General features: G+C 51.6%; 14 protein-coding genes. 2 read left to right on the top strand and 12 right to left on the bottom strand.

What is annotated here, in order from left to right; all coding sequences use genetic code 11:
• Positions 1-134: 134 nt before the first annotated feature.
• From ACESZP_RS04310 to ACESZP_RS04280, 7 genes are all read right to left on the bottom strand, one after another.
• Positions 135-1,316 (bottom strand): MalY/PatB family protein, encoded by a 1,182-nt coding sequence (locus ACESZP_RS04310; RefSeq protein ID WP_499708130.1) that lies wholly within the window; start codon positions 1,314-1,316, stop codon positions 135-137.
• A 12-nt stretch (positions 1,317-1,328) separates the two neighbouring features.
• The gene (locus tag ACESZP_RS04305) at positions 1,329-2,435 is read right to left on the bottom strand and encodes a trans-sulfuration enzyme family protein (RefSeq protein ID WP_499708129.1); all 1,107 of its coding nucleotides are present in this window, start codon (positions 2,433-2,435) and stop codon (positions 1,329-1,331) included.
• 29 nt (positions 2,436-2,464) lie between these two features.
• Positions 2,465-3,064, bottom strand: a complete 600-nt coding sequence (locus ACESZP_RS04300) for an HD domain-containing protein (RefSeq protein WP_499708128.1) — start codon at positions 3,062-3,064, stop codon at positions 2,465-2,467.
• 190 nt (positions 3,065-3,254) lie between these two features.
• Positions 3,255-4,709 (bottom strand): DUF1846 domain-containing protein, encoded by a 1,455-nt coding sequence (locus ACESZP_RS04295; protein WP_349164395.1) that lies wholly within the window; start codon positions 4,707-4,709, stop codon positions 3,255-3,257.
• Between the two features lie 139 nt (positions 4,710-4,848).
• Positions 4,849-5,868, bottom strand: a complete 1,020-nt coding sequence (gene galE, locus ACESZP_RS04290) for a UDP-glucose 4-epimerase GalE (RefSeq protein ID WP_178039708.1) — start codon at positions 5,866-5,868, stop codon at positions 4,849-4,851.
• Positions 5,869-6,011: 143 nt separating this feature from the next.
• Positions 6,012-6,368, bottom strand: a complete 357-nt coding sequence (locus tag ACESZP_RS04285; RefSeq protein ID WP_178039709.1) for a VOC family protein — start codon at positions 6,366-6,368, stop codon at positions 6,012-6,014.
• Positions 6,365-7,051, bottom strand: a complete 687-nt coding sequence (locus tag ACESZP_RS04280; RefSeq protein ID WP_178039710.1) for an MBL fold metallo-hydrolase — start codon at positions 7,049-7,051, stop codon at positions 6,365-6,367. The genes ACESZP_RS04285 and ACESZP_RS04280 overlap by 4 nt, the downstream gene beginning before the upstream one ends.
• A 205-nt stretch (positions 7,052-7,256) precedes the next feature.
• Between ACESZP_RS04280 and ACESZP_RS04275 the strand changes: the two genes are divergently transcribed.
• Both ACESZP_RS04275 and ACESZP_RS04270 read left to right on the top strand, forming a co-directional pair.
• Positions 7,257-8,561 (top strand): TrkH family potassium uptake protein, encoded by a 1,305-nt coding sequence (locus ACESZP_RS04275; protein WP_499708127.1) that lies wholly within the window; start codon positions 7,257-7,259, stop codon positions 8,559-8,561.
• Positions 8,562-8,572: 11 nt separating this feature from the next.
• Positions 8,573-9,289 carry a potassium channel family protein gene (locus ACESZP_RS04270; protein WP_499708126.1) on the top strand — a complete coding sequence of 239 codons (717 nt, stop codon included), beginning with the start codon at positions 8,573-8,575 and terminating at the stop codon, positions 9,287-9,289.
• A gap of 43 nt (positions 9,290-9,332) precedes the next feature.
• Here ACESZP_RS04270 and ACESZP_RS04265 read toward each other — a convergent pair whose 3' ends face one another.
• The 5 genes from ACESZP_RS04265 to ACESZP_RS04245 all read right to left on the bottom strand — a co-directional run bounded on the left by ACESZP_RS04265 (position 9,333) and on the right by ACESZP_RS04245 (position 14,783).
• Positions 9,333-9,665: a hypothetical protein gene (locus ACESZP_RS04265; protein ID WP_178039713.1), complete on the bottom strand. Its 333-nt coding sequence runs from the start codon at positions 9,663-9,665 to the stop codon at positions 9,333-9,335.
• Between the two features lie 210 nt (positions 9,666-9,875).
• Positions 9,876-11,177: a type II restriction enzyme gene (locus ACESZP_RS04260; RefSeq protein ID WP_499708125.1), complete on the bottom strand. Its 1,302-nt coding sequence runs from the start codon at positions 11,175-11,177 to the stop codon at positions 9,876-9,878.
• Positions 11,178-11,229: 52 nt separating this feature from the next.
• Positions 11,230-12,225: a DUF5688 family protein gene (locus ACESZP_RS04255; RefSeq protein WP_499708124.1), complete on the bottom strand. Its 996-nt coding sequence runs from the start codon at positions 12,223-12,225 to the stop codon at positions 11,230-11,232.
• Positions 12,226-12,620: 395 nt separating this feature from the next.
• Entirely contained in the window at positions 12,621-13,736 is a 1,116-nt protein-coding gene (locus ACESZP_RS04250) for an ABC transporter ATP-binding protein (RefSeq protein ID WP_499708123.1), read from the bottom strand.
• Between the two features lie 3 nt (positions 13,737-13,739).
• Positions 13,740-14,783 carry a FecCD family ABC transporter permease gene (locus ACESZP_RS04245; RefSeq protein WP_499708122.1) on the bottom strand — a complete coding sequence of 348 codons (1,044 nt, stop codon included), beginning with the start codon at positions 14,781-14,783 and terminating at the stop codon, positions 13,740-13,742.
• Positions 14,784-14,856: the final 73 nt, after the last annotated feature.

Here is a 14,856-nt window from a genome sequence, read left to right as displayed (position 1 = left end):
ATTACCTTTATTATACTATAGCTTTTTGCGTAAAAAACTGAATTCTTTTTTAGATTCTCCTTAATTTTTACAGATACTTCATAACGAAAAAAGGAGCCGAAGCCCCTTTCTCCAATTCCACTCTATTTCGTTTTTTACAATGCTCTTTCTATTCTCTCCAACGCCTCCTGAAGCGTACTTCTCGGGCACGCCGCATTGATTCTCTGGAAGCCTTCGCCGGATGCTCCGAAGATTCGGCCGCTGTCCAGCCACAGGCCGGCTTTGTGGACAATCAGATTCTCCAGCTCGTCCGCACTGAGACCCAACTTCTGAAAATCCAGCCAGAACAGATAGGTTCCCTCCGGCAAATTCATCTTTACATCCGGGATACGCTGATCGATAAAATTCTTCGCGTAACAGATATTTTCCCAGACATATTTTTTCATGGCCTCATACCACTCGTCTCCATGGTTGTACGCTGCCTGAGTCGCCGCGATTCCAAAGGTGTTGAGCTCGTCCAGGCCGGATACCTGATACTGGTGAATAAAGGCTTTCCGGATTTTTTCATTCGGAATAAAAATATTGGACTGCTGCAGCCCGGCCAGATTAAAGGTTTTGCTGGGGGCTGTCGCCGTAATCGTAAACTCCCGGAAAGAGGGATCCACCTCCTGAAAAACGTGATGCTCCCCGCTCCAGATAAAATCAAAATGAATCTCGTCGCTGAACACAAGTACCTGATGTTCCCTGCAAATGGTTCCGATTCGCAGAAGCTCTTCTTTCGTCCACACCCGTCCCACCGGATTGTGCGGATTGCACAGAATAAAAAGCTTCACCTGATTCTCCACGATTTTCTGCTCAAAATCCTGAAAATCAATGGAATATCTATCCTCTTCATCGCACACCAGATCCGAGCTTACCCGTTTCCTGTCATTTTGCACAATGGTACTGCTGAAAGGATAATACACCGGCTGGTTAATCAGCACCGCGTCGCCCGGCTCCGTCACCGCCCGGATGGCATTCGCGATAGCCACGCACACACCCGGCGTCTTCACATGCCACTCCGGCCACACCTCCCAGTCATGGTGCCGCTTCATCCATCCTGCCACGGCCTCGAAAAAGCCGTCGCCGTCCTGGGTATTGGTATAGCCGTAGATGTTGTGGTGTGCCAGCTGGACAAGCGCGTCCTCCACATAGGATGAGGTCCGGAAATCCATATCCGCCACCCACAGGGGCAGTACGTCTTCGGGATATCCACGCTTCACCGCAAAATCATATTTCAGGCATTTTGTGCCCTTCCGATTCACTATTTCATCAAAATTCAGGTTTCTTTCCGCCATGTTCCTTATCCTCTACTTTTCCGCATTTTCAAACGCCTGTTTCAGATCTGCTATGATATCGTCCGGATTCTCGATTCCCACAGATAATCGAAGCAGCGTATCAGTAATTCCCAATTTTTCTCTCTGTTCCCGCGGCACATCCGGGTGGGTCTGAACCGCCGGATAGGTCAGCAGGCTTTCCGTTCCGCCCAGACTTTCCGCAAAGGTAATCAAACGGATATTTTTCAAAATCGCCACCGCTATCTCCGAAGATGTTACCGTAAAGGAAATCATGCCGCTTCCCGCGTAATACACATTTGTAACCACACTCTGCTCCCGCAGCCACCGGCTGACGGCCTCCGCGTTGCTCTTATGGCGCTCCATGCGAAGAGCCAGAGTCTTCAGTCCCCGCAGACAAAGCCAACTTTCGAATGGTCCCAGAGTCGCGCCCGTGGTCTTTGAGAGAAGCCGGAACCTGTCGGCAAGCTCCTGATTTCCGCTACACAGGAATCCGCAGACCGTGTCATTATGCCCGGATAGATATTTCGTGCCGGAATGTACCACCACGTCCGCGCCCTCCTTCAGCGGATTTTGAAAATAGGGCGTCATAAAAGTATTGTCCACGATCACCAGCGCGCCCGCCTGATGCGCAAGCTCAGCTACCGCCCTAATGTCCGTGATGTGCATCATCGGATTCGTCGGCGTCTCAAAATAAATAGCCCGGGTATTCTCTTTCAACGCTGCCTTCAGCGCATCCAAATCCGTCGTATCCGCGAATTCCACCTCATAGCCATTTTTCCGGCAGACCTGCTCGAGCAGCCGTACCGCGCCTCCATACAGATCTTCCCCGCAAATGATATGATCCCCCGGTTGAAAATACTCAAATACCGTGGAAATCGCCGCCATGCCGGAAGCGAAAGCGATGGTATCACACGCGCCCTCCAACGAGCTCAATGTCTCCTCCAGATAGACCCTTGTGGGATTGGATTCCCGGGAATAATCAAAGCCGGTGGGATTGTGTCCCGGCGTCAGATGGGAAAAGGAGGCCGTCTGATAGATCGGATAACTGATGGCGTAATTGCCGTCCTGATTTTTATGCCCTTCTCCGTGAATACATCGTGTGTCAATTGCGTACGCCATAGTTGTTCTCCTTATATCTGTTTCTGCTTCTATTCCGCTTCCAGCTCCCGGTTGATCTCGTCCTCGCTGTCCGCCATGGCCTGAAGCGTCATGGTCAGCAGCTTCTCCAGCGGCCAGCCAAGCTGCTCCGCGCCCCGCTCAATGACTTCTCTGGAGCAGCCTGCCGCGAAGCCCTTACTCTTGTACTTTTTCTTCAGAGATTTCAGTTCCATATCCTTGGTGCTCTTGGACGGACGCATCAGTGCAGCTGCCCAGATAAGACCGGTCAGCTCATCTGCTGCAAACAGCACCTTTTCCATCTCTTGCACCGGCTCCACATCCAGGGTCTTGCCGCACTCCACGGTGATTCCATAGCCATGGGAAACGACTGCGTGAATGATATCCTCCGACACGCCGCCTTCCCGCAGAAGCTCCGGCGCTTTCAGGCAGTGTTCTGCCGGATACAGTTCAAAATCAATGTCATGCAGCAAACCCACAATACCCCAGTGCTCCTCCTCAGCGTCGTAGCCCAGCTCCCGCGCGTACCATTTCATCACGGCCTCTACGGTCAGTGCGTGCTGAATATGAAAGGGATCCTGATTGTACTTTTTTAATAAGGCAAATGCCTCTTCTCTGGAAATATCGCTCATGCTTCATCGTCTCCTTGTACTCCCTCCGAAAGGCCTGGCGGCTGTCGGAGCGGCTTCTTCTAATTCTGTATTTCATTCATCATATACTTGTATTCCTACTTTGTCAATAGGATTAATATGTGATGAATTTTCTGTTACATAAAAAAGGCAGAGCCGCCTGACGCCAACTCTACCTTTTCATATTCTATATCTATTTCGCCTCAGAGGTCAGCATCACGCCCAGCTTCTGGAAGGTCTTCTCATCGGCTGCACTCAGCATACGGGAGGTGTGGACCTGGCTGCCGCGGAGATTCGGGAGCTGCCGGAGGGCAAGGTCGGCCAGCGGGTTGCTCTCGGAGCTGGATGAAAGGGCGATGAGCACCTCCTCCATATGAAGACGCGGGTTACGGCTGCCCAGATAATCTACCTTCAGCTTCTGAATAGGCTTGATCACATTGGGCGTAATCAGAAGCACATCCTCGTCAATGCCTGCCAAATGCTTCAGGGCCTTGATAAGCAGGGCAGAGCAGGCGCCCAGCAGTTCACTGGTCTTGCCGGTGATGATGGTGCCGTCGGGCAGCTCCATGGCTGCAGCGGTGTGACCGGTGGCTTCGGCACGGGTCAGGGCTGCAGGTACCACCTTGCGGTCCTTCACGGTTACGCCTGCGTTGTTCATCAGAAGCTCGATCTTGTAAGCTTCTTCTTCCTTGGATTTACCCCTTGCAATGTTCACCAGAGTCTGGTAATAACGGCGGATAATCTCCTGTCCGGACGCCTCACGGCAGGCCTCGTCGTCTACGATACAGTTGCCGGCCATATTGACACCCATGTCGGTGGGGGACTTGTACGGACAGTCGCCGTAAATCTCCATGAACATGGCGCGCAGTACCGGGAAAATTTCCACATCACGGTTGTAGTTGACCGTAGTCTCACCGTAGGCTTCCAAATGATACGGGTCAATCATGTTCACATCGTTCAGGTCTGCGGTGGCAGCCTCGTAAGCCAGATTGACCGGATGGCTGAGGGGCAGGTTCCAGATGGGGAAGGTCTCGTATTTGGCGTAGCCCGCACGGACGCCCCGCTTGTGCTCATGATAAAGCTGGGACAGACAGGTAGCCATCTTTCCGCTTCCCGGTCCCGGCGCGGTGACAACTACCAGCGGCTTGGTGGTCTCGATGTATTCGTTGTGTCCATAACCCTGATCGCTTACGATAAGCGGAATATTGTTCGGATAGCCCGGAATCAGATAGTGACGGTACACCTTCACGCCCATTTTCTCCAGACGACTCTGGAACATCTGGGCGCTGTACTGGCCTGCGTAGTGTGTAATGCAGACGCTGCCCACATAGAGGTTCTTGGACTCGAAAATGGCTTTCAGACGAAGCAGATCAGAATCGTAGGTGATACCTAAGTCGCCTCGTACCTTATTTTTCTCGATATCCTCTGCGCTGATTACGATGACGATCTCCACCTGATCGGCAAGCTGCATCAGCATCCGCAGCTTGCTGTCCGGCTCGAAGCCCGGCAGTACACGGGACGCATGGTAATCGTCGTAGAGTTTTCCGCCGAATTCCAGATACAGCTTATTATCAAACTTGGCGATACGCTCCCGGATGTGTTCCGACTGCATAGCCAGATATTTGTCATTGTCAAATCCTTTTCTCATGTTGCTTCTCCCTTTGTATTTTATTTTCACCTGCAGAACCTGCCGGCGACAGCTTCTTCCGGGTACTTTTTAACCCAAAAAGGGGACACTGCCACGCTTAAGCAGCAGTATCCCCAAACAGTTCTATATTATGAAAAATTTAGTCTGCATAACCGTTCGGGTTCATGGTCTGCCATCTCCAGGAATCCTCACACATCTCCTCGATGCCATACTGCGCTACCCAGCCGAGCTCATTCTTCGCCTTGGTGGGATCCGCGTAGCAGGTAGCAATATCGCCCGCACGGCGGGGCTTGATTTCATAGGGAATCTCCTTGCCGCAGGCTTTTTCAAAGGCATGCACCACGTCCAGGACGCTGTAGCCCTTGCCGGTGCCCAGATTGTAAATCAGTACGCCGGGCTCGGTTTCCTCCACCTTCTTAATTGCCGCCACATGGCCCTTTGCCAGGTCTACCACATGAATATAATCACGCACGCCGGTTCCGTCCGGAGTATCGTAATCATTTCCAAAGACGCCCAGACACTTCAGCTTGCCGATGGCTACCTGCGCTACATAGGGAACCAGATTGTTCGGGATACCCTTCGGATCCTCGCCGATGAGACCGCTCTTGTGAGCTCCAATCGGGTTGAAATAGCGAAGCAGTACCACCTTCCACTCCGGATCGGATACATAAATATCGGTCAGTACCTGCTCCAGCATGCCCTTGGTCTGTCCGTACGGGTTCGTAATCTTACCCTTGGGGCATTCCTCGGTAATCGGGATAAATGCCGGATCACCGTATACGGTAGCAGAGGAACTGAACACAATATTCTTTACGTTGTGCTTTCTCATCACGTCACAGAGAATCAGAGTTCCGGTAATATTATTATAGTAATACTCGATGGGCTTGCGTACCGACTCGCCCACGGCCTTGTAGCCTGCAAAATGAATAACGGATTCAACCTGCTCCTTATCAAAGATGGCGTTCAGGGCGTCACGATCCAGAATATCCGCCTCATAGAACGTAACCTTCTTTCCTGTAATCTGCTCCACGCGTTCCAGCGCTTTTTCACTTGCATTATACAGATTATCTACAACTACTACTTCATAGCCTGCATTCAATAACTCTACACAGGTGTGGCTTCCGATAAAGCCTGCACCGCCTGTTACCAAAATTGACATTTGACTGTCCTCCTGTTTTCAAAGGTTAGTTTCTGCTAACATTTGTTTCACTACTATTCACTGCTAAATCATAACATGGTTTTGTAGGCGGTGCAAGTGCCATTTCCTCCAAAAAAATTGCAGCGTTTTCATAACAGACAGCTTTACGGCAAAATTTCAAGCCAGTAGCCATCCGGATCTTCGATAAAATAGATCCCCATTTCTTCATTTTCGAAGCAAATGCAGCCCATCTCCTTGTGCTTTTTATGCGCCTCTTCATAATCGTCCGCCCGGAATGCCAGGTGAAATTCACATTCGCCCAGATTATAGGGCTGCGGATGCTCTTTCAGCCAGGTAAGCTCCAGCTCAAAATCACTTACCTCATTACTCAGATATACAATGATAAAATCATTGGCCGTCTTTCGTCTCACTTCGTGCAGATCGAGAGCTTCGTTATAGAATTTTATAGAACGGTCCAGATCGGATACATTATAGTTTTCATGAATCATCTTAAATTTCATAGCACTTCTCCTTTTGCGCATTCTGTGTTTTTTATACGTGATTTGTATTGCGGATATTCTGTGATAAACCGCTTTATTACGCTGGCGTCCTCCCAATAATGCATGGGAAAAACAGCATTGCAATCTACATTTTCCAGAAAATACAGAATTCCATCGGCATAGTGGGCTTCCTGCCTCGGATCAAGGGGAACGAATGCAGCGTCAAAGTGCATACCCTTAATTTTCCGGATTTCCGCACGATACGCCGAAGTGAGCCTCCGGTTATCCGCTTCCGGCTCTCCTTCCCAATACCAGTCATTTAAGTCGCCGGCATGGTAAATCGTGCCCTCTTTCGTTTGAACGATAAATGCGACGCCGCTATCGTTAGAAAGTAACGTATCGACCCGGGTACCATGATCCAGTTCATAGGTTTGATCGTGATAGGCGTATGTAATTTTTATATTCGACAGGTGGTTCCTGTTGCGTATATCTTTCGCCAAAATTGCCTGATACGTCATCCCCATATGGTCAAGCATTTCGAAGATTTTGGGATTAAAATGATCCTTATGGAAGTGACTGCAAAAGACAATTACCTCTTTTTTTCTGTCGAGAGAGGGCAATTCACCCCTGTAATAGTCGAAAATATAGTAGCAGTCGCCGGATTCAACCAAAAAGCCACTGTGGTTGATATAGGTTATTTTCATGATATCACCTGCATTTTATAATGGAGCGCTTCCATAAAATTTTACAACCTTATTTTATACATTATTACGTTAGTATGTCAACTCTGGTGACCGTTGGCGTTGAAAATAGAGTTTGATTTTTTCTTAAATTTTCCCCGAATCTCTTGTTCCTTCCACCTTTTCCTCGTATAATAGAGACATGTCGTTAAAAATCAAGGGAGATCCTATGAAACATATTTTACGCTTTATTAAAAACCAGCCGCCCGCAAGACTGATTGTCGCGGGCTTTTTCCTGATTATCCTGACCGGAGCCTGTTTTCTCATGCTGCCGGTATCCTTGCGCCCCGGCGTCCATACCAGCTTTCTGGACGCGCTTTTTACCGCCACCAGCGCCACCTGTGTCACAGGCCTGGTGACCGTAGACCCCGGAGACACCTATACGGTCTTCGGCCGGGTGATTCTGGCGCTGCTGATCCAGACCGGCGGTCTGGGCTTCACCTCCATGGGCGCAGGCCTTATGCTAGCTACCAAACGACGGGTAGGCTTTAAGAGCCGGCTTCTCTTAAAGGAAGCCCTCAATGTGGACAACTTCAGGGGCATCGTCCGGCTGTTAAAGGCTATCTTGCTTACCACCTTAATTTTCGAAACAGTGGGCGCGCTTCTGAGCTTTCCGGTCTTTGTCCGGGACTATCCGCCCCTGGAGGCTGTGGGAATCAGTATCTTTCATTCCATTTCCTCCTTTAATAACGCCGGCTTCGACATTCTGGGCGGTGGCCAGAGCCTCATTCCTTACCAGAACGATATCCTGCTGAACCTGGTTACCGGCGGCCTGATTATCTTCGGCGGCCTGGGCTTCCTGGTGATCCTGGACGTCCTGAGAAACCGTTCCTTCCGGAAGCTGACCCTCCACTCTAAGGTAGTCATAAGCACCACCCTGACGCTTCTGATTGCGGGTACCCTGGTCTTTCGTTTTACGGAGCATATGCCCTGGATTGGCGCGTTTTTCAACAGCGTCACCCCCCGGACTGCCGGCTTTGCCACTTACCCTATAAATGAGTTTTCCCATGCGGGACTCTTTGTGATGATTCTGCTGATGTTTATCGGCGCGTCCCCCGGCTCCACCGGAGGCGGTATCAAGACCAGCACCTTCTTCATCCTGATACAGACCATGCGGAGTGCCCTGAATAAGCGGCACATGGGAGCCTTTCACCGGAGTATTTCCCCGGAAAACACCTCCCGGGCCTTTCTGATTACCCAGCTGTCCCTCAGTGTCGTTCTCATCGGAACCTTTCTGCTCTGTCTCCTGGAGCCTTCCTTTGAAATGAGGCAGCTGCTTTTTGAGGTTGTCTCCGCCTTCGGCACCGCAGGACTGTCCACGGGAATCACGGCCAATCTGCATGCAGCCAGCAAGCTGCTCCTGATTTTCCTGATGTTTATCGGAAGACTGGGCGCATTTACGATTATTGCCATGTGGATTGAACGGCCGGAGCAGAACGCCCGATACACGGAAGAATCCATCACCATCGGTTAACATAACATGTTTTGTCAGGCTCTTTTGCCTGCTATCATTATAGAAATGAGGAAGCGAAAAAGATGAAGAAAAATGCAAATTCTACCTTTGGAATCGTCGGCCTGGGCCGTTTCGGAACTGCTCTTGCCATCACTCTGGCGGAGGCCGGGAAAGAGGTCATTGTCGTTGATCAGAATGAAGAAAAGGTCAAGGCTATGCGGCAATACACGGAGTACGCCTTTGTCTGCGACAACCTTTCCAAGGCTACCCTGTCAGAGGTGGGAATCCAAAACTGCGATACCGTCATCGTCTGCATCGGCAGCCGTATCGATACCAGTATCCTGACCACCCTGAACGTGGTTTCCCTGGGCGTGCCCCACGTGATTTCCAAGGCCACCAGTCAGGATCAGGGCGCTGTTCTGGAGAAAATCGGCGCGGAGGTGGTCTATCCGGAGCGGGATATGGCCATCCGTCTGGGCAAGAAGCTCCTGTCCGGAAACTTCCTGGATTTCATTTTCCTGGACAACGATATCGAGATCCAGCAGGTACCGGTCAGCGGCTTTATCGAAGGAAAAACCATCCAGGAGATCAATATCCGTAAAAAATACGGCCTGAATATCATTGCCGTTGAGCACGACCAGAATACCATCATCGAGCTCTCCCCCGACTATAAGCTGCAATCGGAGGATATCATCGTTGTCATCGGAAAAGTCCAGAATATCCGGAAATTAGAGCGGGCATTATCATAAACCAGAAGCTCCGGCCAGCCAGGCCGGAGCTTCGTCCGTTCTATTATACCTCTACATAATCCAGCATCAACGCCAACGCAATCTGAAGTCCATTTTCCAGACTGGAAAGCTCAATCCACTCTTCCCGCGTATGCGCCAGCGCGCCTCTCACGGTTCCTACCGTATTCGCCACGATTCCCAGTGAAAGCGGCACATTACTATCGGTAGAATAAGCCGCAAAATCAATCGGATCCTGATACCAGGTTTCAATGACATCCACCGTATGCTCTGTAAACGCCTTCAGCGCGTCCGCGTCCACCGGTCCGTTACCCGGCCGCACGCCTAAAAGCTCCACCTCGATCTCGCCGCCGCGTCCCAGGCCTTCCGTCGCTACCATGAGGAACCCTCCACCTGGATTATCCCCATCAAAGACTGCGATCTGATGGCCGAATACGGCTGGATCAAGCCCAGCCGCACGATTTTGCCGGAGCTGGGGCAGGAGTATCTGGATATTTTGGTGGGACTGTATTAACCGTTCTCCTCCGCCAGGCGCCGCTGCTATGCCGCATATATGCAGTCCGTCAAAACTAATCTCCTGTGTTCTCTCCTACAGCCTGGTCAGATTAAAAATCCACTCCAACCACCGCTCCACCGAGCTGGCCCGCCGGGCGATCTGCCCTTCGCTGCAGACATGCAATTCCCGCATCCGCCGCCCGATGACCTTCTTATCCGGATACCGGCCCGTCTTAGCGCCCATGTCAAAAAATTCCGCGAAAATCCGGTGCTCCAGCATCAGCTCCACCAGCTTCAGCTGTCGGGGCTTGTAATTCATCCGAAAGACCCTCTCGCCGAGCCCGGTCAGCCGCACCAGCACCTGACCGTCCGCATTTTCCTTCTCGAAGAGTCCCAGATACCGCCCCGCATTATAATAATAATCTGACTGCCGCAGGTCGAAATCCATCAGCTCCGCAATTTGCCCCGGCGTCATGGGATTGCCGTACAGATTCTCCAACAGAGAAATAATACGCTCCATGGAGTTGGCCTGGATAAACGGAACCGACGTATCATCCATGTCATCGTCTGTCCGGATAACTGTCTGCTCCCGCACCTCCCGGAGTTCACGCAGACTGATCCGCGTATCCTGCAGGGAATAATTTTTCGCCTGCACCAGCTCGATGGACGAGTAATCCTCCGGATCCGCAAACCGGTACTCAAACAGTCGATAAATCAGATTGGAATACACAGAAAAAACCAGCCGGATGGGCTTCTTCACCCGCGTCCGCCACAGCCGGTACGGATAGTAAAGCTGCCGCACATGGAAATCGGAATGCACCACATTTTTGGCTTCCATAATCACCACGGAACGGGCGTTTTCAAAGCCGCCGTCGATCTCGCACTGGGCATTTTCCACATGAATCTGCTGCGCCGCGCCCCGCACCGTATGAACCCGGAAGTCAAAAATGCCCGTCCCCATGCGGCCATTAAAGGTAGCGTCATTTCGCCCGTCCCCCAGAAAATCATCGAGAATCCCGGACAGAGTCAGCGCATGAATGGCGTTGGCCTCTGAACTGATGTTATTGACATCGATGGACTCGTACTCCGGCATGTCCACATGGGTCATCCGGGCCACATGCTCATGAAGCTCCGGAATCGGCTCATACAGCAGGAACTCTCCCATCACATAGGAAGTCCTGCTATCCGGCAAAAGATTCAGCTTCTGCTTCCGAAGGGCGTCCGGCAATGCGTCGGAGCTGTCCCATTTGGCCATCAGGCGGGGCTCCCGGAATTCCCGGATCTGGTCCGCCTTGATTCTGTATACACCGTTTTTTTCCACCTCTTCTGCGATAGGGTATTTCTCCAGAAGCCGTTTCCAGGCCTCATTTGCAGAAAGCGTCGTCTTCTCCGCCATATCGGTACCTCATTATTTCCCATAAAAAGAGCTGTTCTATAAAACCACATTTTTAAAATTCGACTGTCTTAAAGCTCCCATTCTCCGCATTATAGAAGAACACCTTCTGGGACAGTCGCTCCTCTTCGCCGCAGGTGCGGTTCAGATGCTTCAGGCTCCGCAAAATCCGGATGGGAAGAATACTCCCGGCCGGATGAATGCAGGCCTCGTGGACACTGGTAAACGCCACATAATAGCTTCCTCCCGACAGCTTGGCCAGCCGTTCCTTCACACCCGGATAAAACATGGCGATGGCTCCGTTCAGCTTCCGGGTGGTGGTCAGAAGCGGCGCCCGCTCCGGACTGAGCATCTGAATTCCACTATTTTCCGACATGAATTCTCCCTTTTCATAGGGAGCGCCCACACAATCCATGGGATCCAGATACAGGCGCGGCGGTGCCGTCACGTAGGTGTTCAGCATGGCGTCCTTCCAGACGCGCTTTCTGGGCAGCCTCCAGCCATCCACGGTCGTTCGGGGAACCTTTATGGTCCCCAGGCCATTTTCACCGTCATACACGGTCAGATAGAGTACCAGAGCCACGTCACCGTACCGCTCATACACATACTCCTTGAGCTCCCGTCTGCAGTCGCTGAAATAGATGGGCCGAATCAGCAGCTTGTCCCTGATCAGCTCATAATTCTGCATCTGTTCCAGCACGCCGGTCTCCAGCATCTCACCTGCCGCTTTTATGCTGCCCTGCACATAGCGCCAGACGCTGTCCCAGCCCTCTTCCTCCTGCCGGTCATAAAGCTCTTCCAGGGAAAACCGGGAAACCTGTGAGAGCTTCTCGCTTTTTGTTTTGGTAACCGTCACATAATCGCCGATCAGCACGTCGGATTCCGTCTGATTGTACCGCAGATTCGTCTCCCTTACAAACCGCTCGTCGTACCCCTCATCTCCATCTGAAAGGCCTTCCGGGTAAAACTGAATCTCGCCGGGCTTCACTCCCAGATCCTTCTTTTCCGTAAGCCGGGTCAGAAAACTGCTGCAAAACTCCTGATATGTCACGCCATATCCTCCTTTATTTTAGCTGTATTGGTCGGAACTTTCAACCTCCTTATCTTCTGTAGGTGTAGACACCCGATGAGCAATGAATTTTGCACGGGCTTTTGAAGCTTGTTTGTCAAAAAAATCATGGGATCATTGGGAAGAAGCACCCTGTGATACAAAAGATTAATCTGATAGTTAAAGAATAGCATATTGTAATGTTTTTGTAAATTATTTCCATCCGGCAAATTTCGTAACGATTCGACAATGAATTTGCTTTTCTGCGAAAAGTCTGTTCTATATTATGAAAGCTTTATACTTGCACCCACAAAAAAACGTGGTCCGTAAGCCCTCTCTCCACTGATTCTGCAGCAAAACCGAGGTTATCACTTTCCACGTTCTCTTTTGACTTTCTACTATATTCCTTCTAATTTACCCTGCCGTGCCGCATACTCCTTAAGCTCGCACAGTCCTGCTGCCATCCCGGCCTCTGCGCCTGTCTCAGGAAGTTTCACGGTACAAATCGCCCGTTCACAGCCATCTATAAGCCGTTTCGCCTCCGCGATCTGCTCTTCTCCGATCGTCCGAAAAGCCGATACCCTCACCGTCTGCACTGCCAGCGCCTTCGCCGACGGATAATCCAAATCATTTTCCCACAAGATCCCGGCTGCAAAGGGGATTCGCTCCCGCTGAAGCTTTCGGAATACCGCCGTGCCCGTGCCATTTCCGGCGATAACAAAGACCCGCGGCTCCCCATCCACAGCCGGGAGCTCCAGGTCGCCGGTCAGCTCGTCGTAGGTTCCCACGGTCATGCCATACAGCTTCGGAATATACCCTTCGGTGAAAATCTCCTCCGGCGTCCCGAACCGATCCACCTTATCGCCCCGCACGCAGGCAATTTTATCCGAGATACGGCCTGCCAGATCCAGTTCATGTAAGGACATGATGACAGACAGATTTCTTGTCCGTGACATATTTTGAATAATGGAAAGGAATTCCAGTTTGTAACGGATATCCAGAAATGAAGTGGGCTCGTCCAGCACAATAATATCCGGCTGCTGGCAGAGCGCCCGAGCCAGCATGACCCGCTGCTTCTGGCCGTCGCTGGTCTTCGTATAATCCCGATCTGCCAGCTCATGGATATGCACCAAATCCATGGCCTCGTCCACCACGGCCCAGTCCTCCCCGGAAAGTACGCCAAACTTGCCCGTATAGGGATAACGGCCTGTGGACACCACGTCCCGGCAGGTCATCATTTCCGGATGGATGCGCTCGGTCAGCACTACAGAAAGCTTCTGAGACAGTTCCTTGCCGCTCAAATCCCCCATAGCCTTGCCGTCCAGCACCGCCACGCCGCCTAAGGGCGCCAGCTGTCGGATGATACTTTTCAGAATCGTAGTCTTGCCCGCGCCGTTGGGGCCGATGAGAGTCAGGATTTCACCCTTTTTCAGGCTGATTCGGATGTCTTTGATCAGGGGAACGCCGTGGTAGCCGACAGTCAGTCCTTCCGTGTAGAAATAATAGGTATCCATATGCTACTCAGCCCTCTCCTTCTTTCTGTGAATCATAATATAGATGACCACCGGCGCGCCAAATACTGCTGTCACCGTACTGATGGACAATTCGGTGGGGGCAAACATGGTCCGGGCCAGTAGATCGCAGAACAGACAGAAAGCCGCCCCGCCCAGGAAACAGGCCGGTATCATCAGGATGGGCTTCGCTGTCCCGAATAAATTCTTGACCAGGTGGGGCACCGCGATTCCCACGAAGGATACCGGGCCTGCAAAGGCCGTCACGCAGGCGGACAGAACACTGGACAACAGCACCAGCAGAATCCGGAACACCTGCACGTTCAGACCCATATTTTTCGCGTAGGCCTCGCCCATCTGGTAAGCACTGATGGGCTTCGACATGAGAAAGACGCAGATAGCCGTGATACCCACCACGATGGCCATAATCAGCACATTGTCCCAGGTCATGCCGGAAAAGCTTCCCTTGGACCAATTGTGCAGATTGACGATGTCCGCATCGTCAGCGAAGGTTACGACAAAGTCCGTCACTGCAGAACAGATATAGCCGATCATGACGCCGCTGACGATGAGCATAGACATCTGATCCATCACCTTCGACATGAGAATCACGAAGCCCATACAGATCATGGCTCCCACAAAGGCCGCGATGATCATGACCCAGGAGCTTAAAACAAAAGCATTTCCCAGGGCCGCCACCATCACCAGAGCTACCACCAGCTTCGCGCCGGAAGAGATTCCCAGGGTAAATGGGCCCGCAATCGGGTTATGGAAGAAGGTCTGCAGCAGATAACCGGACAGGGCCAGGCCGCCGCCCAGGATGCCAGCAGCAGCCGCCCGGGGAAATCGGATACCCATGACGATATCCGTATAGGTATCGTCGCCTCCATTTTTGCCCAGTATCCTTGGAATCTCCGAAAGCGGAATATTTACGGTTCCAATGCAGATGCTAAGAATCAGAAAAACCAGCACCAGCAGGGCCAGTATCAGAAATGCCGCCCAGTATCTTCCTTTGTTTCGGGCATTTCTGCCTCCTGTTGTGTCACGCATCGTTCTCGTTCCCTTCTGTCACTGTGCGAATCCCCACAGCTACCGTGTCTCTGTTATCCGGCGCATACTTTCC

It is taken from the genome of Candidatus Dorea massiliensis AP6 (genome assembly GCF_964245105.1).
In the GTDB taxonomy this organism is placed as follows: domain Bacteria; phylum Bacillota; class Clostridia; order Lachnospirales; family Lachnospiraceae; genus Laedolimicola; species Laedolimicola intestinihominis.
Note: the sequence above shows the minus strand (reverse complement) of the source record. Positions and strands in the feature narration are given on the sequence as shown.